This is a genomic window from Hymenobacter sp. BT18 (genome assembly GCF_012273015.1).
In the GTDB taxonomy this organism is placed as follows: Bacteria; Bacteroidota; Bacteroidia; order Cytophagales; family Hymenobacteraceae; genus Hymenobacter; species Hymenobacter lutimineralis.
On the sequence record NZ_CP050954.1, the window covers coordinates 208864 to 234333 of the forward strand.

The 25470-nt window shown below is 62.5% G+C and carries 19 protein-coding genes; 3 read left to right on the forward strand and 16 right to left on the reverse strand.

Annotation, left to right across the window (positions count from 1 at the left end):
* Window positions 1–82: 82 nt before the first annotated feature.
* Window positions 83–757 carry a protein-L-isoaspartate(D-aspartate) O-methyltransferase gene (locus HER32_RS00940; RefSeq protein ID WP_168679769.1) on the forward strand — a complete coding sequence of 225 codons (675 nt, stop codon included), beginning with the start codon at window positions 83–85 and terminating at the stop codon, window positions 755–757.
* A 205-nt stretch (window positions 758–962) separates the two neighbouring features.
* Here the strand turns inward: HER32_RS00940 and HER32_RS00945 are convergent, their stop codons facing one another.
* From HER32_RS00945 to HER32_RS00995, 11 genes are all read right to left on the reverse strand, one after another.
* Window positions 963–1172 (reverse strand): PID-CTERM protein-sorting domain-containing protein, encoded by a 210-nt coding sequence (locus tag HER32_RS00945; protein WP_232066333.1) that lies wholly within the window; start codon window positions 1170–1172, stop codon window positions 963–965.
* Between the two features lie 71 nt (window positions 1173–1243).
* Window positions 1244–7138 (reverse strand): Ig-like domain-containing protein, encoded by a 5895-nt coding sequence (locus HER32_RS00950; RefSeq protein WP_168679777.1) that lies wholly within the window; start codon window positions 7136–7138, stop codon window positions 1244–1246.
* Between the two features lie 50 nt (window positions 7139–7188).
* Window positions 7189–8154: a methionyl-tRNA formyltransferase gene (locus HER32_RS00955; RefSeq protein ID WP_168679779.1), complete on the reverse strand. Its 966-nt coding sequence runs from the start codon at window positions 8152–8154 to the stop codon at window positions 7189–7191.
* 53 nt (window positions 8155–8207) lie between these two features.
* A complete protein-coding gene (locus tag HER32_RS00960; protein ID WP_168679781.1) occupies window positions 8208–8729 on the reverse strand; it encodes a phage tail protein in 522 nt (173 codons plus the stop codon).
* Window positions 8730–8778: 49 nt separating this feature from the next.
* A complete protein-coding gene (locus HER32_RS00965; protein ID WP_168679783.1) occupies window positions 8779–9318 on the reverse strand; it encodes a phage tail protein in 540 nt (179 codons plus the stop codon).
* Window positions 9319–9355: 37 nt separating this feature from the next.
* A complete protein-coding gene (locus tag HER32_RS00970; protein WP_168679785.1) occupies window positions 9356–9895 on the reverse strand; it encodes a phage tail protein in 540 nt (179 codons plus the stop codon).
* A 223-nt stretch (window positions 9896–10118) separates the two neighbouring features.
* Complete coding sequence (locus HER32_RS00975; RefSeq protein WP_168679787.1) at window positions 10119–11489, reverse strand: hypothetical protein; 1371 nt, start codon at window positions 11487–11489, stop codon at window positions 10119–10121.
* Window positions 11490–12106: 617 nt separating this feature from the next.
* Window positions 12107–14122: a response regulator gene (locus tag HER32_RS00980; protein WP_168679789.1), complete on the reverse strand. Its 2016-nt coding sequence runs from the start codon at window positions 14120–14122 to the stop codon at window positions 12107–12109.
* A gap of 53 nt (window positions 14123–14175) precedes the next feature.
* Window positions 14176–15612, reverse strand: a complete 1437-nt coding sequence (locus HER32_RS00985) for a sensor histidine kinase (RefSeq protein WP_168679791.1) — start codon at window positions 15610–15612, stop codon at window positions 14176–14178.
* A gap of 1 nt (window position 15613) precedes the next feature.
* Window positions 15614–16294, reverse strand: a complete 681-nt coding sequence (locus HER32_RS00990; RefSeq protein WP_149071494.1) for a DUF6989 domain-containing protein — start codon at window positions 16292–16294, stop codon at window positions 15614–15616.
* 121 nt (window positions 16295–16415) lie between these two features.
* A complete protein-coding gene (locus HER32_RS00995) occupies window positions 16416–18173 on the reverse strand; it encodes an FAD-dependent oxidoreductase (RefSeq protein ID WP_149071495.1) in 1758 nt (585 codons plus the stop codon).
* Window positions 18174–18459: 286 nt separating this feature from the next.
* On the opposite strand from HER32_RS00995, the gene HER32_RS01000 reads away from it, so the two are divergent.
* Window positions 18460–18978, forward strand: a complete 519-nt coding sequence (locus HER32_RS01000; protein ID WP_373281619.1) for an acyl-CoA thioesterase — start codon at window positions 18460–18462, stop codon at window positions 18976–18978.
* 136 nt (window positions 18979–19114) lie between these two features.
* Window positions 19115–19981 (forward strand): hypothetical protein, encoded by an 867-nt coding sequence (locus tag HER32_RS20290; RefSeq protein ID WP_168679793.1) that lies wholly within the window; start codon window positions 19115–19117, stop codon window positions 19979–19981.
* Window positions 19982–20075: 94 nt separating this feature from the next.
* Here HER32_RS20290 and HER32_RS01010 read toward each other — a convergent pair whose 3' ends face one another.
* The 5 genes from HER32_RS01010 to HER32_RS01030 all read right to left on the reverse strand — a co-directional run bounded on the left by HER32_RS01010 (window position 20076) and on the right by HER32_RS01030 (window position 25457).
* Window positions 20076–21221 (reverse strand): TlpA disulfide reductase family protein, encoded by a 1146-nt coding sequence (locus HER32_RS01010; protein ID WP_232066334.1) that lies wholly within the window; start codon window positions 21219–21221, stop codon window positions 20076–20078.
* A 216-nt stretch (window positions 21222–21437) separates the two neighbouring features.
* Entirely contained in the window at window positions 21438–21962 is a 525-nt protein-coding gene (locus tag HER32_RS01015) for a TlpA family protein disulfide reductase (RefSeq protein WP_168679795.1), read from the reverse strand.
* Between the two features lie 119 nt (window positions 21963–22081).
* Window positions 22082–23539 carry an Asp-tRNA(Asn)/Glu-tRNA(Gln) amidotransferase subunit GatB gene (gatB, locus tag HER32_RS01020; RefSeq protein WP_168679797.1) on the reverse strand — a complete coding sequence of 486 codons (1458 nt, stop codon included), beginning with the start codon at window positions 23537–23539 and terminating at the stop codon, window positions 22082–22084.
* Between the two features lie 163 nt (window positions 23540–23702).
* Window positions 23703–24668: a hypothetical protein gene (locus tag HER32_RS01025; protein WP_168679799.1), complete on the reverse strand. Its 966-nt coding sequence runs from the start codon at window positions 24666–24668 to the stop codon at window positions 23703–23705.
* Window positions 24669–24692: 24 nt separating this feature from the next.
* The gene (locus tag HER32_RS01030) at window positions 24693–25457 is read right to left on the reverse strand and encodes an energy transducer TonB (protein ID WP_168679802.1); all 765 of its coding nucleotides are present in this window, start codon (window positions 25455–25457) and stop codon (window positions 24693–24695) included.
* Between the last annotated feature and the right edge of the window lie 13 nt (window positions 25458–25470).

The window sequence follows — 25470 nt, forward strand, 5'->3', positions numbered from 1 at the left end:
TTTTATGCCCCGGAAACGGTAGTTTCGCGCTTCTCATACCTGAACAGCGCCCGCCGGGTCTGCAAAGGTAAGCGCATTCTCCGTGACCCCGCAATCTGCTCTTTCGGCTTCCGATACGTACCGGCACCGTGGCCAGCGCCGCGCCCTGGTGGCGGAGCTGCGCCGCAAGGGTATTCACGATGAACGCGTGCTGCGCGCCCTGGAGCAAGTGCCGCGCCACCTGTTTTTCGAGCCCGGCTTCCGGGAGCATGCCTACCAGGACAAGGCCTTCCCCATTGGGGAGGGACAAACAATTTCGCAGCCCTACACGGTGGCTTTCCAGACCCAGCTGCTGCAGGTGCAACCCCAGGACCGGGTGCTGGAAATCGGGACGGGCTCGGGCTACCAGTGCTGCGTGCTGCTGGAGCTCACGCCCCACGTCTGGAGTATCGAGTATAACGCGGTACTGTTTGCCCGCACCCAGCGCCTGCTCGCGCAGTTGCACCGCCCCGCCCATCTCTCCTGCGGCGACGGCAGCATTGGTTTCCCCGATCAGGCGCCCTTTGATAAGATTATCGTTACGGCTGGCTCGCCTTCGCTGCCCCGGCCCCTGCTGCGCCAGCTACGCGTGGGCGGCTCGCTGGTAATTCCGGTGGGCACGGAACAGAGCCAGCGCATGGTGCGGGTGGTGCGGGAGTCGGAGGAAAGCTTCGTGCGCGAGGACTTCGAGGAATTTCGCTTCGTGCCCCTGCTCGGGCAGGCTGGCTGGGGAGGATAAGACGGCCCTGCATATCGAACCATCACGTGTGCGTCACGGCTTGGCCGCTGTGTGGCGCTGGGCCGAAACCGGCCTCCGCTACAAAGCCCTTCGTGTTGAGCGGCCGTTATCGGATGAGTGCGTAACTGGGCAACTACCGACGCGCCAACGCCACTTTTCCACGGATGAAAAAAGGGCGTTGGTAGAAATAACCGGGCGTGGCTTCTCAGCGAGTGGGGCGCTGGCGCAGCCTATGCAGGCCCAGAGCTGCCCCACCCGCCAGCAGTAGGGAGGCCCCGCCGTCCAGCGGGACATCGGTAGGTTCATCATCGGGCTGTGGCCCGGTGGAGCCGGGGGCGCCCTGGGCCAGGGCGCTTCCATAAGTCAGGCCCAGGAAAGCCAACGTCAGGGCGGTTACGACCACTAAATTTTTCATGTGCTTTGAATACAGAAGACGAGAAAAAGCCGGGCCCGCGCTGCATGCCCGGGGCCGGCTGATAAGACAACTCAGTGCAACACCACGCGTTTGGTGAAGGCATTGCTCCCCACCCGCAGGCGCAGCGAATACACGCCCTGGCTCAGGCCCCCGGTTTCGAAGCCGAAGCGGGCCCCGGTGCTCGGGTTCAGCCCGACTACCTGCCGGCGTACGACCTGCCCCAGGCTATTGAGCAGAGTGGCTTCTACCGTGCGCCCGCCGTCAATGGGCGGCACGAGCACCGTGAAGCGGCTGCTTGCCGGGTTAGGATACACGCTCACCTGGGCGGCCAAATCGGCCGCCGCGGCTGAGCCCAGGGCTACGCCGCCGCTGAACTGCAGCGTAAAGCGGCCCGTGAGTAAGGCCAGGGCCTGGGTTGCCGTCACGCTAAACCGGTAGCTGGTGCCGCTGCTGAGCTTGGTAAGCTGCCCCGTGACGGCGTCATGCAGATAGGCCTCGAGGCCCGCGGGCAGGTGGGCCAGGGAGGTGGCGCTGATGGTATAGGTACCAGCAGTGGGCACCCCCACGGCCAGCTCTACGCGAGTAGTGGCGGTAAAGGCCGGCCGGCCATCTATGCTCAGCCCCTGGCCCTGGGCTGTGCGGCTGCTCAGGTTCAGGCCGCTGGTATTGGGCAGCTTCCAGGCATCATAGCCACTGTCGAAGCCCGGCGTGGCCTGGGCATCGGCATACACGAAGAGCGGGTCGGCCTGGCCACCGTCTGCTTGCAGGGCCAGGGCCACGGTGGGCTGGGTGCCGGAGCCGCCACGGTACATGGCTACCTGCGTGTTGGGATTGGTTACGCGTTGCGCGTCCCGGAACCGGAGCTGGCCGCTCGTGCTGTTTTGGCTTACCCGCACGAAGAAGCCCTGCCCCGACGCAATGAGGGCATTTTGCTCGCCTCTCTCAAAGCCCCGCACGTAGGCGCGGTACATGCCGGCGTAGGGACCGGTGCTTTCCAATACGTAGAAGCTCTGATCCAGCCCGGGGGCATTGCCGCTCTCAAACAGCTGGCCGCCATCCAGGGGAGCCGGGTAAGGGTTGCCCACCAGGGCCCAGCCGGCATCAACATTGTCGCTGAGGCGTTCCAGGCTCACATCCACATTACCCGTGGTAAGGGTACCAGTAAAGTCAACCTTTTCCGTACCGGCAATGTGCACGGCGTAGCCACGGCCTACTTCCAGGGAACTGCCCAGGCCGGCGGGCACTACAAAGCCTCGGTCGAAGGGTGCGTAGGTGCTGGTCCGGCTCACCCGCTTCTGGTCATAGGCGAATACGGTCGGGAACGGTTTGATTTTGCCCGGCGTGGCCGAGGCATTATAGGCGCTGGCCTGACTTACCTCGGGGGTGAAGCCGGGCGTAGCCAGGTCGGCCACGGTTGAGCCGCTCACCGGGGCGCTGTAGTGGCGGTAGCCCAGGCCGGAGTTGCGGCTGGGGTCGAGGTAGCGCTGCACCGTGGCCGGCCCCACCACCGTGCCCCCGGCATTTACCACCAGGGCCGTGCCGCCCGCATCCGAGAGCAAGGTAAACGTCTGGCCATTGGTGCTGAGGGTGCCCGTCAGGGTAAGAAGGCGCTGGAGGGCGGCGGCCCCCGCAAGGGTTACGCCGCTGGCTTCCACACGCAGGTTCCAGAAGCGGCTCAGGCTGCTGCCGCCCGCACTCTGGTTGCTGGCCGCGCTAAAGGCTACCGTACCGCCCGTGGCCGTAAAGGTGCCGTTATTGACCCAGTTACCCTTCAAGTTCAGCGTGCCCGCCGTTTGCGTCAGGCTGGCTCCCGGGTCAATGGTCAGGCTGCGGGTGAGGGCCGTGCCGCTGCTGATGGCCGGGTACCGGTTTGCCCCGGACGGAATGGTGGCGTCGAGGGTGGCCGTGGGCACCCCGTTGGTCCAGTTGCTGGCCTCATACCAGCTAACGGAAGTGACTCCGGTCCAGGAAGTTGCCGTTGAGGGCAGGGTGTAGGTAATGCTGAGGGGAGCGGCGGCCGTGTTGCCGTTGCCGGCAGCATCCTCGGCCACGCCCGCAGCCAGGTTCACCGTCACCGGCCCCGCCCCGGTTGGCGTGATGCTCACGCTGTAGGAAGCCCCGCTCCCACTCAGGTTGCTGGCCGTGCCGTTGCTCACCACTACCTCGGCCAGCGTCAGGCCCGTCACGCTTTCCGAGAAGCTCACCGTTACCGGGATGGGCGAGGTGCTCGTCGGGCTGCTGGCCCCGCTCCCAATGCTCACCGTGGGGGCCGTAACGTCTATCGTGAAGTTGTTAGTATTGCTCGTTGGGCCGGTATTGTTGGCTGCGTCGGTGGCCCTGGCGGACACCGTGTGGCTGCCCTCGCTCAACGCCCCGGGCTGGAGCAGGCTCCAGCTACCGTCGGTAGCCGTAGTGGTGCCCACAAGACTACCATCCACGCTAACGCTGACGGTGCTACCCACTTCGGCCGTGCCGCTGTAGGTAGGCGTAGCGGTGCCGAGCAGACGGCCGTTGGTGGGGAGCAGTACCACGGGTGCCGATGGGGCCGTGTCGTCCACATCCGTTACGCTGATGGTCAACACTTCCTCGTACACGAGCCCGGGGTCAGTGGAGCTGGTTGCCCGCACCCGTACGGAGTAGCTGGCTTTGGTTTCGAAGTCGAACACCCGCGCGGTAAGCAGGGTGTTGCCCGAGATGCTGAAGTCCCCGTTATCGGTGGCGCCGGGGCCATTTACCAGGGTGTAGGTATAGGTGTCGCCGGCCGTGGCTGACGTGGTGGAGAACGTGCCGACCCCGGTATTGATGGTGGCATTTTCCGCTACGCTGCTGTTGCTCAGCGTCAGATCGGTGGGGGCCGTAGCTTCCACCGTGAAGGGGGCCGACGTAAAGGCCTGGTAAGTACTGGTGCTGCTGGGGGCGCTGCTGCCCACATGCACCCCGTTGATAAACACGTTCACTACCTGATCCTGGCTGGAGCAGCAGGTGCGCTGGGCGGCCTGGAAGTTTACCTGATAGCTGCCGATGGAGGCCAGCAGCGGCTGCTGCAGCGCTCCGTTGCCGGCGGCGCTTTGCACGAAGGCGACGGCCGTGCCATCCGGGGCCGCCGGGGGGCTGAACAAACTGCCATTCAACGCAATACCCGAGCGGCTGTTGAAGGTCCAGCCCGGCGCCGTAGGGTTGTAGCCAAACGTGCCGTTACCAAGCGGGCTGTACGACTCGAAGCTGCCGTTGCTCACCCCGGGAACCGCGGTGCTGGTACCGGCCAGCAGCAGCCGCACTTGGTCCACAAACACGGTCACGTCGCTGCCTGTCCCACCCGTGCCCTGCAAACTCAGAACGGGGTTGGTAAAGCTTTTGGTGATGGTGTATTCCTGCCCGGTGGTAAAGGGCACATTGGTAACCGTGGGGTTAATGCCCGTGCTGTTGGCCACGTCCAGCCGCAGGGTCCCATTGCCCGTGCCCGTGTTCACCGTCACCTTATACATCGAGCCCGACCCCGAGACGCTGGTCACCCCTGCCCCGCTTATACCGGTGGTTGTCAGGGAAAAATTGCTGGTCGAAATTCCACTTATGTTCCCGGCAAAGGTTACCGTGTACGTCACCGTCGGCATGGCCGTGGGCGAAAGCTGCCCTCGGCTCACTGCCGTTACGGTGGTTGAGGGCAGGGTGTAGGTAATGCTGAAGGGGGCGGCGGCCGTGTTGCCGTTGCCGGCGGCATCCTCGGCCACGCCCGCGGCCAGGTTCACCGTCACCGGCCCTGCCCCGGTTGGGGTGATGCTCACGCTATAGGAAGCCCCGCTCCCACTCAGGTTGCTGGCCGTGCCGTTGCTCACGACCACCTCGGCCAGCGTCAGGCCCGTCACACTTTCCGAGAAGCTCACCGTCACTGGGATGGGCGAGGTGCTCGTCGGGTTGCTGGCCCCGCTCCCGATGCTCACCGTGGGCCGCACTTCGTCCACATCAATGAGGTTCACCGTCACTGTAGCCGATGCGCTGCTGGCTGGAGTCCCATTGTCTGTTACCTGCACCGTCAGCGCAAAGCTGGGCGTGGTTTCAAAGTCGAGGGCAGCACTGTTGGCCACCGTAAGCTGGCCGGAGCTGGCGTTGATGGCGAAGGCGCCGCCGGTATTACCTCCCGTAATGGCATAGGTAAGGGTATTGCCATCGGGGTCAGTAGCCGCTATGGCGGCCCCCACGCTGGTGCCGTTCGGGGCATTCTCGCTTACCGTACGGGTCTGGGCGCTAATAACCGGCGCATTGTTGAGCGTCCCGGTAATGGCCAGCTCGTCAAACACCACTTCCTCCTGCCCATCTACGCGCACCTCTATCCGAAAGCGGATTTCGGACCCGGTTACGTTGGCTGGCAGGGCCAGATCTACGTTCTGGAGGGCCGGGCCGTAGGTGGCGCCATCGGCCGTGCCATTCAGGTCGGTATCCCGCTGCAGCTGTCCATTGGCCGCGCCGGTTCCGTAAAAAGCAGCCAGCAGCGTGTAGCTGCCGGTGCCCACCTGGTAGTACACCTTCAGGTAGCTGGAAGCTTCAAACGTTTCGTGGGTGGCCGATACTCCCGAAGCCAGCCGCAGATTCAAGTGCAGATTGGCCGTGTTGGTCGCATTAACGGGCGCCAGTTGCAGGATACCTACCTTTAGCGGGTCCGGGTTCTGGCTCAGGGTAGTGCCCTCCGCGTACCACACCGAGCTGCCGGCAAAGCCGGTGAAATTCTGGGGCGAGCAGGCCACGGGAAGCGTAGTACGGAAAAAGCCCAGGCAATTAACGCCCGGGGACCGGAAGGTGTTGGAGGAGTAGCGGGTGCCTTCGCCGTCGCTTTCAAAGCCTTCCGTGTAAGGCAGGGCCGCGGCCGCGTTCAGCTGCACGGTAATCGTGATGGTGCGCGACACGGCGTTGCTGGTTACGCCGGTCGGGTCTACCACAGTAAAAGTCACCACCCGATTACCGCCGGTGGCATTAGTGGAGTTGGTATTCACGTACGTCACGTTCCGCAGCGCGGTCTGGTAGTTGGCCAGCGAGGAGGTGCCCACCAGGGAAAGAGTGCCATCGGCCGGGTTGAAGGAAGCCGTGATACCGCTGCCTACCGGCGGCGTGGTTGCCAGCACGTCCTGCCCGCTCACATAGTTGGTGGCAATTTTCACGGTGGCGCCGCTGGCCGTTGTGTGGTCGGCATCATTCACAGTTAGGGAGCCGGTGATGGCAGTGGCCGCGCCACCTTCGCTGTAAGCCAGGCTGGTGGTTTCGAGGCCGGCCAGTACCGGGGCCGCGCTGCTGGCCGCCGATCCGTACAGGCTGATGTAGTCAATGGCGGCTTCCTCGCTCAGGCCATAGTAATCAAACTCCACCATCACCTCCAGGGTGGTGCCCGTGCCGGTTACCGGAAAGGTAAACTCCTGAAACGCCAGGGTTAGCCGGGGAGAGTTCGTATCATCGGTATCAAGCGGATAAAAGACGCCGTCGTTGTCGGCGTCGCGGCGCATGTAGCCTACGCCATTCGAGGCCCCGTCGCTGGCAAACCCACCGATAATCACCCAGGTTCCACCATCGAGGCGGGCCTTCACCCGAATGAAATCGGTGTTTTCCCACACCCCCGTCGCTTGCGCTCCGCGGGCATCCGCCAGGCTCACCCGCGCCTGCAGGTTGGTTTTGCCCGCTACGTTGTAGGGGTTAAGCGCCACGGTGCCGGCCACCCGGATGGGCGCCGCGCCCGCAGGTCCGCGCACCCCTTCGCCCGCAATTACCCAGTTGTCGGTAGAGCCGGTAGGCTGGGTTGTAAAGCCCGTTACGGGTACGCTGGAGCGCAGAAAATACTGGTTGTTGCTTCCGCTGGTCGTCGTTGTCAGCTCGTTGATGGTGTAGCCCCCGGTGGTGGCAAAGGATTCTGTGAGCAGCTGGGTCTGGGCGTGAGCCCCCAAGGCCCCCAGCAGCGCCAGGCAGAGTAGAAAAAGTCGTCTCATAGCTTCTTTGGGTTAAGGAAAATCGAGTTTTGGGAGAGACGGCGCCTTTCTCAGCCGGCCGACGCAATGGGGGCGCTCAGGTATTCGGGGAGTTGCTCCCCGGCCTGCAAGCCCAAGGCGGCCAGCTGCCCGCCCGTGAAGTAGCCTTCGTCGAGGCCCACTATGTCGAGGCGCAAACCGCTGTTCTGTCCGCAGGCCACTACCAGGCCCTCCGGACCCGTGGCCAGGACCACAGTGCCCGGCGGAGCCTGCAGCGGCTTAGGCAGCTGGGCCAGGGCCGTGGCGCCCAGCACCCGCAGCAGCTGGCCCCGCAGGGTGGTGATGGCGCCACGGTTCCAGGGATTGGCGGCGCGCACCAGTCGCTCCAGGGCCTGGGCCGGTTCGGCCCAGCGCAGACATACATCAGCCAGCCCGGCCCGCGGCCAGTAGCGGGCCAGAGCCGGGTTTTGCGGTATTTCTACCAAAGGAGCCGTCTCGCCCTGCCAGGCGGCCAGCAACTGCCGGGCTACGCCCGCAGCGGCCACGGCCAACCGAGCCCGGTGCAGCCCGTGGGTATCGTGGGCGGCAATGGGCACAGCCTGGGCCAAGAGCACGGGCCCGGTATCGAAAGCGGCTTCCATCCGGTGCACAGTGACGGCCCCGGCCGCCTCGCCGTGGCGGATCTGCCAGAAAATTGGTTCGGGTCCCCGGTAGCCGGGCAAGGCGGCAAAGTGGAAGTTGAGAAAACCCAGCCGTGGGCCGGCGACCAGCACTCGGGCCGGCACCCGCCACGGAAAAGTGAAGACCAGCACCACATCAGGCTGGCACGCGTCCAGCCAGGCCAGCAGCGCATTGCCCAGGCCTGGTCGCCCCAGGCGCACCACGGGCCAACCGGCGCCCAGGAGCTGCGCGGCCAGTTCGTCGGGCTCGGGGTGCTCGGTAGAAGGCACTGCTACGCTGCACACCGCCCCGCAGGTAGCCAGCTCCTGCACGGCGGCGAGGCCCAGTACACTGCCCAGAATTACGGCAATCCGCATCGAACGAAAATTAACTTTGTAACCATGCGCCGGCGGGCGGCCCGGCCAGCCGCCTAGTCTCGGGAAGGGAAAATGCCCTGCAGGGCAATGATGTAGTTGAGGGCCTGGTAGGGCTGCCGGTTTTCGTGCGGCAGGTTGTTGCCGGCCGGTTGCACCGTCAGCTGCAAGGCATCGGCCGCCAGGGTGCTGGTAGCCGGGCCAGGAGCGTACTGATTCACGCTGCAGACACTGGGGAACTGATCGGCCGGATCCGTATTCACGGCTTCGTCGGCCGTATTGATGGTGCCGCTCACCGAGGCGTGTCCGTGGGCAGGAAGCTGGTCTGCCGTGAGGGTTACGGCTTCGGTGCCGGCCTTTTGCCCCAGGGCGTACCCCTGGCCAAAGCCCACCGGCACACGGCTGCGCAAATCGGGTAGGGCAAATGTGGTAATGCCGTTGCCGCCGTAATACGTGCCCAGCAAGGAAAAGAGGGCCTGATTTTGATTGATTGGCAGCAAGGAACCGTCGCAGACGGCCCAGTAGCGGGGCACAATACCAAAACCCGCCAGGCGAATTTCGCCAATGAAATTTTCCATGTATAACAAGAAGGAAGAAGCGTGAACAAACCCCGGCTGTCGGTGCTGCTTAGCCCGGGTTTGGGAAAATGCCCTGCGTGGCAATGATATAGTTGAGGGCCAACGACGGCTGCCGGTTTTCGTGCGGCAGGTTGCCCCCGGCCGGCGCGGTCAGGGCCGCTACCGTGTTAGGCGAGGTAGCGCTGCCCGTGCTACGGCTAGGCGCGTACACCGGGTCGGGGCCCTTGGCCAGCAGGTTGGTGGCGGGCGTGGGGGCCGTAGCGGCCGCCGAGGTGACGCCCAGCTTGGCCTGGGCCGCGTGCGTGTGGCCGGCCATGTTATTGGCCGTCAGTGCAACGCTTTCTACTCCCCCCAGCGCGCCGGCGGTGTAGGCAGAAAGGCCCGGCCCCTGCCCTACGCCCACGGCTGCCCGGCCGCACAGGTCTGGCAGGCCGAACGACTGAATACCGTCGCCGCCGTATTGGGTACCCAGCAAGACGAAGAGGCTATCATTCTGCGCGATAGATAAAAGCTGACCAGCGCACAGCTCCCAGCCAACGGGAGCGAAGGTGCCGGCAAAAAGCCGGATTTCTCCTAAAAAAGGATCCATAGGTAATAGGTGGCGTGCTGAAGATGAAAGAAGACGATTAGGGGCGCTGGGGGAAAATACCCTGCAGGCAGATGCAATAGTTGAGCGTCAGGTACGGCATCATGTTATCGTGCGGGGCGTTGCCCCCGGCCACCGAGGTAGGCCCACCGCTCACGCAGTTCAGAGCCATATCGGCGTTGCCCACGGTTTCGCCATACTCTTCCGAAGCGGATAGTGCCAGGTAGCCCACAGACGGGTCGTTGGAGGTGCCCGTTTCGGCTACCGTGAGGATGGAGCCGGTTACGGTATGCGTATGGGCCGGCAGCTCCTGTGGTTGCAGGGCCAGACTGGAAACGCCCACCATTTCTCCGAGGCTGTAGCCGCTGAGCCCCGCCCCGCTGCCCGCCCCAATAGCCGTGGCTCCCGCCAGGTTGGGCAGGGCGAAGGTGATGCGCCCATCGCCGCCGTAGTAGTTGCCAATGATGGAAAAGAGAGCCGTATTCTGCTGAATAGGTAGTAGTTGCCCCAGGCATTGGGCCCAGTACTTGGGGGCAAAGTTGTAGGGCATGAGGCGGATTTCGCCGATGAATGCGTCCATGAAAGAGAAGGAAGAGAAGGAATGGTGAAGAGGCAGGCGGCGCGGGCCAGCAAGCAGCCGAAGGCTCTATAGCCCAGGGAATGGGCCCCGGACCGGAAAAAAACCGAGGGAAAAATAGAAGGCCACTCGCGATAGGCCGCGAATGGCCTTCTGTCTTCCCGCATCTGCGGATGGGCCTCCCCTCATAGCATAATAAATGAGGCTCACCGGCGCAGGCCGTTGCCTATTGAGGCTGCACGGCGATGTTCACCCCGAAAATTAGGGGAACCAGCGAGGTAGACGTCACTTCCAGCGTCATGCTGTCGCCCGATTGGCTCCAGTTCATCGACGAGCCGCCGCTGGAGCCACCAATCTGGAATGGACCAACCTGGATACCGCCCGAAGCCGACCAGTTTTGCTGGAACTGCTGATAAGTGGATTGACTCACAGAAATAGAAATAGTGGGTTGATAGCACACCAGCATAGCTGTTTTAAAGCACGGCACTACGCCGCCTGCCCCAAACATCCAGGTAGAGCCGGCTTGCTCATAGGCGGTATAACCCTGAGTAAAGGGGCCATTCTTGAACACATTCGTGCCCGAATACCACTTACCCGGCGTGATGCCGATGGTGTCCCAGGCCTTAAAGCTGATGGTGCACGTCAGCGACGAATCGGTGTAGAACTCACTGATCTGCTGCCAGGAAGCGTTGGCGTACACCTGCCAGAACCAGCTACCCACGCTGGTTGAGCCCTGGGCCCAGGTGTTGGAGTAAGAATACGCGGCCGAGTTGTTGCCGAAGCTGATGCTGCCCGGCGTGGCCCCGCCACCCTGCACCTGGTTTACCCACTGCTGCGAAGCCAGCGCCAGGCTCCAGCTGGGTACCGGCGGGTTGCCCGAGAGCGTGGGGTCACTGAGCTTGGTGTAGTAGTCCTGGTCGGCCGCCGCAGCCTGGGCGTTGGCAATGTTCGGGGTTTTCTGCTGCTGGGTAAGCGCCGTCAGCACGGCCTGGTTTTCCGTCACCTGGTTCATGGCGGCCGTCAGCTGGGCATTGTAGGCAAAGCCAGCGGGCGAGGCCAGCCACGCGGTAAACGTGGGGTTGTTGCCCGTTACCTGGCTGTTGTAAGCGGCCGTGGCCTGGTTCAGCTGCGTCTGGTAGTTCTGCGTCGACTGGGTAAGGTTGTTTTGCGCCGCCACAATCTTCTGCTGCAGCGCCGGGTCCGTGGTATCGAGCATAATGCAGTTCAGGAACTGCTGGTAAGCCCCATCATACGTAGCCCCCGACGATACGTAGGCGCCGGTAGCACTCCACTGCGGAATAGTGGCGCAGAAGTCGTACTGGGCGGCGCTGGTGTAGCCCAGGTTGTTGGTGGGCCAGTTCCAGCTGGTCATGGGGTACACCAGCTGGAAGTTTTGCGGGCTGGTGCCCAGCCCCTTTACAATGGCACCGTAGAGGATATTCCAGGCACTGTCGTCGGCGCTCAGGGTGAGCGGCGAGGCAGTGTCCTGGGCGCTGGGGGCTTCACTGTGGCCGCGCAGGCCACCTAGCAGAGCTGGTGCCTCGGCGGTGGCGGAAACGGCGGTAGCGTCCAGGGTGTCGGATGAGGTCTGATTCATGGCGTTTGGTTGTGGTAGGGGTTGGAAAAGAGAGTGATTCGGGTGGACACACCAGTGCCGCTCGGCCGCGTGGCTGCTGGGATATCCGGATAAGAAAGAATAGGGCGGAGTGCAATAGGTAGCACGGGGCCGATGTCAGCGAAGCGCCGCATCGGGTGGCGTTTTCAATAAGTCAAAGGTTGGGGTTTGTCCCGGCCGCTACGCTCAGAATTGAGACAAAAACACTCAATTCCGGGACGACCCGAAACGGAATGTCCCAAGGCCCGTAGCCCCGGGCCGCACAAGGCGGGTAGCGCCCCTCCCGGCAGCGCACGGCATAGCGGCAGCTCATCAGTCCGGCACTGGCTACCCTTCGGCCACGGCTGCGTTACATTCCCAGAAAATAGAATAGCCGCCCCGAAAGCAGCACCAGGGTGCTTTCGGGGCGGCTATTGAGCCAGTGCCGGTATCGGCTAAGCGCCAGCTACTAAGTAGCGCGAGTTGGTAAACTGCGGTAATACACGGGCTGGCCCCTGCAACGCTTCTCTCCCAGACCAAGCTGCAAGCGGCCAGTATCAGGTAAACCAGCCAGCCCAAAAAGACACCCTGGCCCAAACGGAGTTCAGCCGGCTAATCCTTTAGTCGAGGGTGTGCGAAACGGCCGCCGACTGCGTACTCCCGGTGGCAATAAACTCACTGGGGGTAATGTGGTACAACTCTTTAAAGCACTGACCGAAGTAGGCCGGCGTGTTGAACCCCACGATGTAGGCTGTTTCCGACACCGTATGGCCGGCACGCAGCAGCTCGGTGGCTTTACGCAGGCGATACTGCTGGATAAGCTCACTGGGTGCCAGCTGCGTGAGCGACTGAACCTTGCGCAGTAGGGTTTTGCGGCTCATCATCATTTGCTCGGCCAGCCATTCCACGTTCAGCCCCGGGTCGTCGAGGTGCTTTTCCAGCACCGCGTACAACCCGCGCAGCCAGTTGCTCTGCACATTTTCGGGGGCTTCCGGCGCCGGCCCGGGCGAAGCCAGCTGGCCGGCGTACAGCTGGCGCAGGCGCTGTTGCCGGGCCAGCAGGTTGCGCAGCCGCACCAGCAGCTCGTCAAGGTGAAAAGGCTTGGTCAGGTAGTCATCGGCGCCCTGCCGCAGGCCGGTCATGCGCTGGTCGTGGGTGGCCTTGGCCGTGAGCAGCACCACGGCTACGTGGTCGGTGGCGGGGGTGGTCTTGATGCGGTCCGTCAGCTCGTAGCCGTCCAAAACCGGCATCATCACATCCGAGACTACCACATCGGGCAGCTCCTGCTGCACCAGCAGCCAGCCTTCCTCCCCGTTGGCCGCCGTCAGCACGCGGTATTCGGCGGCCAGCTGCCGGGCCAGGTAGGTGCGCAGCTCCTCATTGTCGTCGAGCAGCAGCAGCAAGGGCACCTCAGCTGCCTTGGGCCGGACGGCCGGGGCCGGCGGCTGGGGCAGGCAGCTGGGCTCAACCTGTTCCAGCAGCGTAGCGGCCGATGCATCGGTCACCGGCTCGTGCTCGGCCGGGAGCAAAGGCAGCTCTACCAAAAAGGTGGTACCCGAAGGGGCCGTCGTGCTGCTCTGCACGGCTACCTTCCCGCCCATCAGCGAGGTTAGCTCCTGCACCAGAGCCAAACCAATGCCTGCGCCCCCCGGCAGCTGCCCACTCCCCGGGGCGCCCTGATAAAACCGGTCGAAAATGCGCGGCAGGCTCTCGGGCGCGATGCCGGGACCGGTATCGGCCACCGTGAGGTGCACGGTATTTTCGGCGGCCAGGCTTACGGCCACCTGGCGGGGCCGGGGCGCCGGGACCGGCGGCGCCGGCATAAACTTGAAGGCGTTGCTGAGCAGGTTATACACAATGCGGGCCACCTTTTCGGCATCATAGCGCCACTTGCCGCTGAGGGTGGAGCGGTAGCTGAGCTGCACATCCTGCTGGCGGGCCAGGGGCTGGAAGGAGTCCACGAGTTCCTGCACGTAGTCGTTTAGCAGGCCCACCTGCGTTTCTACGCGCACCTGCCCTACTTCCAGCCGGGCCAGCTCCAGGAGCTGGTTGATGAGATGCAGCAGGTGGCGGGCGTTGCGCTCAATGGTGAGCAGGTCGTGGCGGGCCGTTTCGGGCAGGTTGGCGGCTTGCAGCAGCCCGGCCGTAGGCGCCAGAATCAGCGTGAGAGGGGTGCGGAACTCGTGGGTGATGTTGTCGAAGAAGTGGGTTTTCAGGTCCGCCAGCAGCTTTACCTGGGCCGAGTCGCGCAGGTGGCGCACGTGGTCAGCCGTTTTCTCAATAGTGGTATCGAGGTCCGTGAAGTTGATGGGCTTGCAGATGAAGTCAAATGCCCCCCGGTTCATGGCCGTGCGGATATTGGGCATATCCCCGTAAGCCGACACAATGACGGCCCGGCTGTGCGGCATCAGCGCGGGCAGGCGGCCCAGCAGCGTCAGGCCGTCAATGTCAGGCATGTTGATGTCGAGTAGCAGCACGTCGATGTCGGGCTCGGCCTGTATGGCCGCCAGCGCGGCCTGCCCGCTGGTGGCAAACCGGAACTGGTAGGCCCCTTCCCGAATCTTGTGCCGAAAACGCAGATCCAACAGCTCGGCTACTTCTTCTTCGTCGTCTACGACCAGGATTTTGATTGGCATGAGTGCGGGCGAGTTTTAACGGTAAACAAAAATAAGGCAAGACGGGTCCGGCCCTAGCCCGGCAGTAGCAGCTGGAACTCGGTTCCCTCCCCTTCCCGGGAAGAAACCAGAAACTGGCCGCCGTGGCCTTTCACCACGATGTCGTGGCTCAGCGACAAGCCCAGGCCGGTGCCCGTGCCGGCGGGCTTGGTCGTAAAAAAGGGCTGAAAGATTTTCTGCCGCACGGCTTCCGGCATGCCGCAGCCGTTGTCTTCCACCCGTAGCTCCACCTGCCCCGCGCGCCGGTGCGAGCTTACCCGGATGCGGGCCTGGTAGCCCCCAGCGGCAAACTGCTTCTGCTTTTCGGCTGTGGCGTAGATGGCGTTGTTGAAGAGGTTGAGGAGCACCCGGCCCAGGTCGGCGGGCACCACGCTGACCTGGCCCACCAGCGGGTCGAAGTCGGTTTGGATATCCACCCGCAAGCCGGGGTCCTTGGCGCGCAGACCCGAGTACGTGAGGTGCAGGTACTCGGCCGCGAGGCGGTTGAGGTCGGTGGGCATGGGCTCCCGGGGGCCGGTATGCGCGTGTTGGAGCATGTTGCGCACAATGCTATCCACGCGCTGGCCGTGGCGGGTAATAAGCGTCAGGTTGCGGTTGAGGCGGGCCAGCAGCTCGTCTACGCGGGCCTTTTCCGGCGGGGCCAAGTTGTCAAACGTGTTGGCGGGCAGCTCTTTCAGCAGCTCGCAGCTGCCCTCGGAGAAGTTGTTGACGAAGTTCAGCGGGTTTTGAATCTCGTGGGCAATGCCGGCGGTTAGCTCCCCCAAGGAGGCCATGTTCTCGCTGTGCACCAGCTGCTGCTGCGTGGCTTTCAGCGTAGCAATGGAGTGCTCCAGCTGGTGCGTGCGCAGGGAGAGCAGGTCGTTTTTTTCGGTCAGCAGCCGCAGGGTGTTGGCATTCACTTGGTCGAATACCATGGCCACCACCCCCAGAATCAACATCAGCCCAAGCAGAATATCGAAGTGCCAGAACAGCGCGTGCTCGGCCGGCACGGAGTTGGGCAAGTGAATACCGCGCCGCTCCAGCTCCCACAGTACGCCTACGCTAAGCAACGTCACGGCGAAAAAGATAAGCCCACCCCGCCGGCCCAGTAGAAACGTGCCCGCCACCGGGCAGAGCACCAGCCAGCTGGTAGTAGCCGCGTAGTACCCACCCTGGTAGAGGCAGTTCACGAACACGCCCAGGTAGCCCACGGTGAGGTAGATGTAGCCGAAGGCCACGGCTGAAAACAGCCGGTGCCGAAATCCAAACGGCAGCACCAGAAAGGTGACGACGTTGAACAGCATCAGGTACACGCCGGGCCAGAACCCGGCCCACCAGCACAGCAGCAGGAAGTTAAACGAGAAGGCACTCGTGAGCAGCACCGTGTTGATGGTGATGCGCACCTGCCGCAGCTCGTTGGCGGAGCCCTGAAAGCCGGCAGGCAGAAAGAAGTCGGTGAGGCGCGAGAACATGCTAGCCCACCAGCGTAAAGGCCACAATACACGCCAGCAGCATCACCAGGCCCTCGAGCAGGCCGGCCAGCAGCAGCCAGCGGCCACCCTGGCCCAGGGCCCGCACCAGCAGCCACGGCACGGGCAGCATCAGCAGGGCCTCGGCCAGGTAGATGTAGTAGGGCACACCCCACAGCTCCGGAGCCCCCTGGTAGTTCCACCACCCGGCCCGGATGGCCCAGTTCTCATACAAGGGTATCAGCAGTCCGCTCACGGGCACCAGCAGTAGGCCGGCGCGGCTGGCGGGCATCCAGCGCAGCAGCAGCCAACCGAGGTAGCCAATCTGGGTAAGCACCACGGCCCAGCTGACGGGCATATACAGGGGCGAATCCCAGAGCATGGGCTCGGGGCGCGGGTACAGCAGGGTTTTGGTGAAGGACACCAAGTAAGCGTCGGCCACCAGCTCGGCCAGGCCCGCTACCAGGGCAAAAGCCAGCAGCCGCCCAATCACGACGTCGCGCGTGGCACTGGCGTAGAGCAGGTAAGCGGCAAACAGGCCATAGCTCCAGCGCGCGGCCGAAATCCAGCCCTGGTGCGTGAGGCTGTCGTGAATCAGCAGCAGAATGCCCAGCGTCATCAGCCCCAGCATAACAGGGGTGCGGTACGGAAACGTGCGGTCGGCTAGCGTAGTAGTGGGATGCATAGAAGATGGTAGAAAGTAGAGGGTAGACGAGTGAAACTGGAAGCTAGCAGGCGGAAATCAAGGAGGTGTTAACCATCCCTGCTGCGTGTTAAACGCCAACTTCTTGGTTCTCCAGCCACAGCTACTGGCGGAACCCGCGGAGCTTGTGGTAGTAGTAGTTCAGCGTGTGGAGCACGCGGCCAATCCAGGGCAGCTCGCCGGTCCAGGGCAGGCCGCGGGCAAACCGCCGCCGGTCAAACCAGCGCGGAATGGCCAGGATGTCGGGCTCGTGCAGGGGCCAGATTTCGCAGTATGGCGCTGAGGAGCCGCTTGCGGCCAGAATGCCGTTCACGGCGCGGCGGGCGGCTTCGTTGGCGCCTTCCATGGTGGCCAGGTCGGTGTTGGTGCGCACGTAGTCGGAGGCCAGAAATAGGTTGCGGATGCCAGTGGCAGCCTCCGGGCGCAGGCTCCAGGAGTTGGCCGTGTTCACCAGCAGGGGCTCCGCGTCGTGGGCCGAAACGGTGGGGTTGCGCAGCTGCCCGTCCTCTTCCTTGATGTCCGAATCCACGTTGGCCCGGAGAATCATGCTGCGGCTGATAAGCGGGGCGTCGCCGTTGTTGAGGCTTTTTTCCAGCTGATTCCACACCTCGTCAATAATTTCGGGCAGGGTACACTCCGAGGCAGCCTTTCCGTTCAGGCCCGGCGCAAACCAGTCCGACACGTCCACCGACAGCAGGCCTTTCACCTGCCCATCCCCGAAGCCGCTCATGGGAAACTTCGGCCAGAACTGGGGCTGCGAAATCACCGTCAGCGCCCAGGGCGAGTCGATGCAGATAACGTGGCCATTGGTGAGCGGCACATCCTGGTTAAGGTAGTATTGCACGCCATTCATCCAGTTTAGGCTGTGGCGGCTGGGCTGGGCCAGGTCCACAATGAAGCCCAGGGTAGCATCCACGGCCAGCATCTGCGGGTTGATGAGCAGGGCCATCCGCTCCAGCGGCACCGCGCTGATGTAGTAATCGGCCTGCACCAGGCGGGCTTCGTGCGTGTCCAGGTTGACTACCGTCACGCCATTGATCTGCTGGGTTTGCGGGTCGCAGTGAAACTCGGTGGTCAGGTGGTGGTGGTAATACGTCACGCCCAGGCTCTGCAGGTGGCGCAGCCACGGAAACAGCCACACATCGTTGGTAGGGCCGTTCAGCACCCGGTCGGTATGGGCCGAGGGGTTGGCCATCAGCAGCAGCAACTGCAGCAGAATGTCGCCCCCGGTTTTGGTGCTCATCAGCTTGGGCTGGGCCGCCACCAGAGAGTGCGTGAGACCTCCCACGCAGTATTCCTCGTACGGGCAGGGCTGCCGGGTGCCGCACTGCTGGTCGGTGCTCATGTACTGCCACCAGGCAATGCGCTCATACACCTGCTGGCGCCGCTCGTAGGAGCTGGTGAGCAGCTGCCAGATACGGGCCGCAAACACCTCCTTGTCGGAGGTCGTCAGGCCGGTATCGGCCGTCAGCACGGCCTCCACCACGGTCTTCCAGTCGTCCAGCGTCTTGGGGAAGTTGACGATGCTGACAATGGGCTTCTTGCCAAAGCGCGTCATCATCACCCGCGTTGTCATCACCAGATTATCGAACACGCCCTGGGCATTGCCGGGGTACGGAATGCGCTTCATCGTGTCGGTGATGTGGCGGTAGAAGCCGGGGAAAAACCGGAATCCGTGCTCCCCGGGCAGTGGGGCCTGGCCGGGGGCCGCGCTGTGGGGTACGTCGGTGCTGCGGGCCTTGCCGCCCACGTACCGGGGCTGCCGCTCATACACTTCTACGGCAAAGCCGCGCTCGGCCAGCTCATGGGCGGCACTCATGCCCGCCACTCCGCCACCGAAGATGGCCACTTTTGTTTTCATAGAACAGGGAAGAAGCAGGGTACAAGGCAGGTGCGCGGGCGACTTCCGGGAAGCCGGCCGGCAGCGTTGGGGCCCGGGGCCCGGGCTGGCCGGGGCAGCGCCAGCACCTCACCTGAAAACAAACATATCATTTGTTGCGACTATTCTCGCAGACCGGGGGCGGCGGCCAGCTACGGCGGGGCTTCCAGGGTGGCGGGCCCGGGGGCATCTGGCCCTCACCCGCAACCGACTAGCCGCAACCCGCCCTATCTTTGCCGGAACTTATTGCTCACCCCTACTCTGCATGATGCGCAAACAAAAGCCCGTAAAAGACTCTTTTGTTCGGATGACCGAACTGGTGCTGCCCAACGACACGAACACGCTCAATAACCTGATGGGGGGCCGCATGATGCACCTGATGGATGTGGCCGCCGCTATTTCGGCCCAGCGCCACTCCAACCGCATCGTGGTTACAGCTTCGGTAGATAATGTTTCGTTCCGGGAAGGCATCAAGCTGGGCAACGTCGTCACGCTGGAAGCCCAGGTGACGCGCTCCTTCAGCTCCAGCATGGAAGTACACATTGATGTGTGGGCCGAGGATATTCCCAACGGCACCCGGTTTAAATCCAACGAGGCCTTTTTCACCTTCGTGGCCGTCGATCAGTCGGGACGCCCGATTGATGTGCCCGAGGCGGTGGCCGAAACCGAAGACGAAATCCGCCTCTACGACGGAGCCCTGCGCCGCCGCCAGCTGCGCCTGGTGCTGGGTGGCCGCATGAAGCCCCACGACGCGGCCGAGCTCAAGGCCCTGTTTGAGATGGAGTAGGTCAGCTACTTGGTATAAGCTACCGTACTTTCCTTCTGACTGGCCCTACTGCTTAGCGAAGTAGTAGGGCCAGCTTCATACGGAGCCGGGAAACCCCACTTATTGCTTAACTTCCGGTCAGTCCTTGTACTGCATTATGGATACCGCTGCAACTCTTTCCTTTTTCCAGAGCTTCTACGCCAACACCCCCCTGTACGTCGTAGCCGAGCCAGAGCCAACCTTGCCAGGGCCTACTGCGGCTGAAGTGCCCGCAGCGCCCGTTGCATCTTTACCTGCTGCAGTACCCGTAGCTCAGCAACCGACGCCAGCTCCCCTGGCTCCGGCCCCGGTGCCCGTAGCAGCTACAGCCCCTGCGCCACCACAAGCGCCTGCTCCAAAGCTTCCCTCACTGGGTAGCCTCAAACCTAGCAACCACCCAACCGGCCCGGCGCTGCCACCCGTTTCTGCTGCCACGCCCCATCCTCCTGCATCGGCGGCCTCAGCACCGGTAGCACCGGCTTACCAGCCCACCAACCTTACGCTGGCCGAACTGCCGGCTGCTGCTCCCGCGCCGGCCGCCCAAACCGGCCGCATTCAGCCTACCCCTACCCAGTCGCCGGTAGCGCACGTGCCGTTTTCGACGCTGGGCAGCAACGCCCGGGGCCTCATCATTCTGGTACGCATGTCGCCCGACCAGTTCCGCAAGCTGCCGCGCAACGTGTTTCTCAACAACCTGCTCAAGGCCATTCGGCTGGTGATGGAGGACGTGGTGCTGGTAAACGTGGAGCACGAGAAGTTTCCGGTGGCTTTGTGCAGCCTGCGCCAGCACCTGCACGCCCGCCAGTTTCTGGCCTTCGGCAAAAACCTGCTCGACGTGGCCGTGTACACCACCCAGCCCTACGAGCCTGTGCTGCTTTACGGCGACACGGCCTTCCTTGGCGCCGGCGAAATCGACATGCTCGAATACGACGCCGGCCGCAAAAAGCAGCTCTGGCAGGCTATCCAGCGGATGTTTTTGGGGTAGTATTTTTGAACACCTCTGCTGCTTGTCAGTACTTCATTTAACAAAAAAGCCGGGCCATGCATGGCCCGGCTTTTTTGTTGAATGAAAGGTTAGGTTACTTCAGCACCGAGGCCAGCGTGTTTTCCAGCTGGGCGCCACGCAGGTTCTTGGCAATGATTTTTCCCTGGGGGTCAATCAGGATGGACAGCGGAATGGACTTCACGCCGTAGGTCTGGCCGGCGGCCGACTCCCAGCCTTTCAGGTCCGACACGTGGGTCCAGGTCAGCTGGTCGTCCTTGATGGCTTTGAGCCACTTGTCGCGGCTCTGGTCGAAGCTCACGCTGTAGATTTCGAAGCCCTGGCCTTTGCTCTTAAACTTCTGGTAGGCCCGCACCACGTTGGGATTTTCCTTGCGGCAGGGCCCGCACCAAGAGGCCCAGAAATCGATGAGTACGTACTTGCCGCGCAGGCTGCTGAGGGCTACTTCCTTGCCGTCGGGAGCCAGGAGCTTGATTTCGGGGGCCATCTGGCCTTTGGCGGTAGAGCGTATTGGGTCGAGGCGGGCCACCAGGGCCTTGGTGTAGCGCGAGTCGGGCAGGGAGGCCTTAAACTGGTTGGCCATGGAGTCGGCAAAGACAAACTCCTCGTCGGGGTTGAGCAGGTTGCTCACCACGAAGGCCGAGGCCACCGACTTGGGGTTGCGGCGCACCAGCGCCTTGATGGCGGCATTGCTGCGGGCCTGGGCGGCCAGATACTGCCCTTCAATAGCCTGCATGGAGTCGGCGCGGCCGGTTTGGGCCGCCTGGTTGTAGCGCTGCTCCAGGGCCTGGGCCTGCTGGCGGCTGCGGCCCATCACGGTGCCCAGTTGCTGGAGCATCTCGGAATCAGCGGAGCCTTTCACGGTGTAGCCTTCCGATAGGCGGTTGGCATCACCGCTCAAGGTAAGCTTAGTGCGGTTGTCGAGGGCGAGGAGCACTTGGTTCTGGTCGTTTACCTTCACTTGGTAGAGGCCAGCCTCAGGCACGGTACCCGTGAAGGTGAACTCGCCCTTGTCGTTGACGGTAGCCGTGTCGCGCGAAACGAACTGGGTTTCGCCCAGTTCGGCCAGGTACACTTTGCTGCCGGCCGCGGCATTCGTGAGCTGACCGTTGATCTGGAAGCCCGTAGCGGCGGCCGCGCCGCCCTCGGTGGTAGGCACAGTGGACTTGTTGCAGGCGTTGGCCATGCCCAGCAGGGCACCCAGGTAAAGCAGACTTTTCATTTTATTCATCATTCAGAAAGCAACCCGACTTGTTGGAAGCCGGAAACACAGAAGCAGGAGACGGTGAAACCGGGCGCAAGTTGCCTAATCCCGGGGAATAGCGCCGCCAGTGCGGGCCATAGTTGCTTAGCATAACCCGCAAATCCGGGGTAGAGTTGCAGTCGGTAGCGGCCGGGAGAACAGGAAGAAGGCAAAACCGGCCGGACAATCCACAGCTTAATCCAGCGGAATGTATTCCGAAATCTTCTGCCCCAGGGCGCGGCCGTGCAGGTCGGTAGCCAAAATCTGGCCTTCGGGGCCCAGCAGCAGGTTGAAAGGCAGGGCCGTGACGCCGTAGGCGCGGGCCCCGCTGCTCTCCCACCCTTTCAGGTCCGAAACCTGGGGCCAGCTGAGCTGGTCGGCGGCCACGGCCCTAAGCCACTTGTCGCGGTTCACATCCAGTGATACGCTCACGATTTCCAGGCCCCGGGAATGAAACTGCCCGTAGATTTTACGCAAGTTGGGGCTTTCTTGGCGGCAGGGCCCGCACCAGGAAGCCCAAAAGTCTACCAGCACGTACTGGCCGCGCAGGCTGCTGAGCTTGAGGCTGGAGCCTTCGGGCGTGGGCAGCTGCAGGTCCGGGGTGATGACTGCGCTGGCGCTGTCCAGGGTTTCGCGGTTAGTAGGCGCTGCCCGGTGGCAGCTGATGGTGGAGGCCAGCAACAGGCCGCAAACGACGAGAACGGGGGTGCGGAAAGGCATGGCCAATATTCGGCAGCTCTACGGCAAATAGCAAACGCCCACCAACCGCAGGGCAGTAGGTGGGCGTGGCAGATGAATTGGTAAACGAAAAGCAGCCAGGCAGGTAACCTCTAGCTTGATTAGGCGTCGAGCTTCTGGCGCAGGAGCTGGTTGGCGAGCTTGGGGTCGGCTTTGCCACCGGTGAGCTTCATCAGCTCGCCCATGAACATACCCGTGAGGCTTTTTTTGCCGGCGCGGTACTCGGCCACTTTGGCCGGGTTGGCATCCAGCACTTGCTGAATCATGGCTTCCAGCGCACCGGCATCTGACTGCTGCAATAAGCCCTGGGCCTCAGCGGCGGCGGCGGCGGTGTGCGTGGGGTTGTCGAGCAGGAACGGGAACAGCTGCTTGCTGGCTACCGAGTGGCCCACCTTGTTTTCGTCGATGAGCCCAATGATGTCGGCCACATGCCGGGGCGTGAGCGGGAACTGCTCCAGGGTGAGGGCCCGCTCGTTCAGGTAGGCCTTCACGGGGCCCGTTACCCAGTTGGCGGCGGCTTTGGCGTTAGAGGTCAGGCGTGTCAGCTCGTCGAAGTACAGGGCTATGTCCTTATCGGCCGTCAGCACGGTGGCGTCGTAGTCGGAAAGGCCCAGCTCGCCGGTGAAGCGGGCGTAGAGCTGCTGGGGCAGGGCGGGCAGCTCGCTCTGGATGCGGTGCAGCCAGGCATCGTCAATCACCACCGGGGGCAGGTCGGGCTCCGGGAAGTACCGGTAGTCGTTCATGGTTTCCTTGCTGCGCTGGCCGCTGGTAGTGCCGGTCTGCGCGTCAAAGCCGCGGGTTTCGCTGATAATTTCCTCCCCGGCTTCGAGCAGGGCAATCTGCCGCTCTATTTCGTACTCGATGGCGCGCTGCACGTTGCGGAAGGAGTTCATGTTCTTCACCTCCACCTTGGTGCCGTACTGCGCGGCGCCTTTCAGCATCACCGACACGTTGGCGTCGCAGCGCAGGGAGCCTTCCTCCATGTTGCCGTCGCAGATTTCGAGGTACTCCACCAGTTTCTTGATTTCGGCCAGGTATGCGTAGGCTTCCTCCGAGGTGCGAATGTCCGGCTCACTCACGATTTCGATGAGCGGCACGCCGGCGCGGTTCAAGTCCACCAGGGTTTCTACTTCGCCCGCTAAGTGCATGGATTTGCCCGCATCTTCCTCCATGTGAATGCGCGTAACGCCAATGCGGCGCTCCGAGCCGTCGGCGAGGCGGATATCCACGTGGCCCTCGTAGCAGATGGGCGTCTTATCCTGGGTTATCTGGTAGCCCTTGGGCAGGTCGGGGTAGAAGTAGTTTTTGCGCGCAAACAGGTTGTCGCGGCGGATGTGGCAGTTGGTGGCCAGGCCCATTTTCATGGCGTACTCCACGGCCGTGTAGTTCACGCGGGGCAGCGTGCCGGGGTGGCCCAGCGTAATCACGCTCAGGTTGTTGTTGGGCAGGGCGCCGTACTCGTTTTCATCCGAAGAGTACATTTTGCTGCGCGTGAGCAGCTGGGCGTGTACTTCCAGGCCGATGACGGGCTGGTATTTGGCTTTAATAGCTTCGTCCATGTAGCACAGGTTGGCTTGCGCCGAACTTTGATTTCCGCAGCAGTTGCGGCGGGGCTGATTGTGGGTGCAAGTTAAGGACTCGGCCGCTAGGAGCACGAAAGCGGGCCGCAGGAAAGTTTTCTCCGCGTCCCACTCCGGTTTTCAGGCTTGCCTATGCGGTTCCTCAGTCGTTGACCACCGGCACGTTGGCATCCAGGAAGGCGGTGCTGGCCCGGTTGTAGGCCTCGTTGAACTTCTGGCTCTGGGTGTTCAGGGTTTTGATGTAGCGGTTGTAGTCCTCCACATCGGCGCGGGTGAGCTGGTCTTTGCGCAGGAGCAGCTCCTGCAGCTTGCGGAAGTCGTTGCCGCACTCCACCACGTAGAAGTTGGCCAGGTTCTTCGCCGCGTCGCGGTACTGGTTCTGCTTGCCCCGAAAAGCGGGCAGGGCCGCCAGCTCGGCGGCCGAGGTTTCGGCGGCTTCCAGCTGGGTGCGGGCCGTCTCAAAGGCCGCGGCGTCCTGCTTGGTGAGGGCCGCAGAGAAGGCGGCATTCACCTTTTCCAGGCGGAAGGTGGTCAAATACACTTTGTGGTGGTAGGCGCTAACCTCGGAAATCTGCCGCATGGTTTCGCCCATTTTCCGGCTGGCGGGCGTTTCCTGCATGGTCAGGCCGAACTGCCGGGCAAAGCGCTGCTGGGCCGCCTCTACACTGTCGCCGGCGGCTTCCAGCTTGGCTTCGGCCTGCTCCATAGTGTCGAAGTACTGCTGCATGGCTTCCAGGCTCTGGGTGCGGCCGGCGGCCAGGGTATTCACCTTTTTGTAGTCGAGCGAGTACACGCTCAGCATCTGCTGAAACGAGGCCTTGGCTTTGTCGCGGAAGTCGGTGTTGCCTTTGAAGGCCGGCAGGTGGGAAATCTTGGCCAGGGAGAGTTTATTCTGGGTGATGACGTCCTGCAGGCGGGCCGCAATCTTCTTCTCATTCTCACTGTGCGCCGATTTGCTGATGTAGCGAAGGCACTTCTGCATCATCACCTGCTGCTCGGCCACGATGAAGTTGTTGTACTCCACGGGCTCCGTGAACCTGGTTTGGGCCGTGGCGGTGGTGCCAGCCAGCAAAAGGAAGGCGGCGGTGAAAAGGGTAGAAAGGCGCATAGTTGAGGTTATAAAAAGTGGTTTTTAGCGGACTTGAAAGGTTACTGGCACTGTAAAATCCGCGCTGGCTGGCGTTCCATCTAACTTGCCGGGGGTCCAACCATGAAGCGTTTTTACCACACGCAATGCCTCCGCATCCAAACTCGGGCTTACGCTTTTCAAGACGCGTGCATTAACCACCTGTCCACGGGAGTCAATTGTAAAACTGACCATTGATTTGCCTTGCTCTCCGTCACGGAGCGAGTTAGCTGGATACACTGTGGCTGAACGGATAGCCTCCAGCAACGCATTTATGCCACCCGGATACTCCGGCAATTGTATGAAAGGAATCCAGGAAGTGGATTTGCCGGCCGCATCAAAACACTGTGAAACCATACGCTTCCCTAACTTAAATTCCTCTTGGCGGCGCAAAACCCCATTGGAATAATACACCAGTACTTTTCCCTGACGTTTACCCGCCACAAATCCTTCCTGGGTGTATATCTGTCCCGATTCGAACCAGCGGCGGTGGATACCATGCAACGTGCCTTTTTGCAGGTTGCTGTAGGGAATTTCCTCCTGCTTTTTCCCCGAAGCATAGTAGTGGGTAATTACGGCCGCCCCCTTCGCTAGCCGAGTCGTATCAGTACGAGCAGCTTGCAACGGGTGAAAACTTATGCTATTATTCTCCCCTAACTCGGTTTTGAAGAATCCATTAATGGATTGCCCGTTAGCTGAATAAGCATCAAGCAAAGAAAAAGCTATACTAACTATCCAAGCACAATGCTTGATAACACCAGAGCGAGACATTATTTAGTCGTAC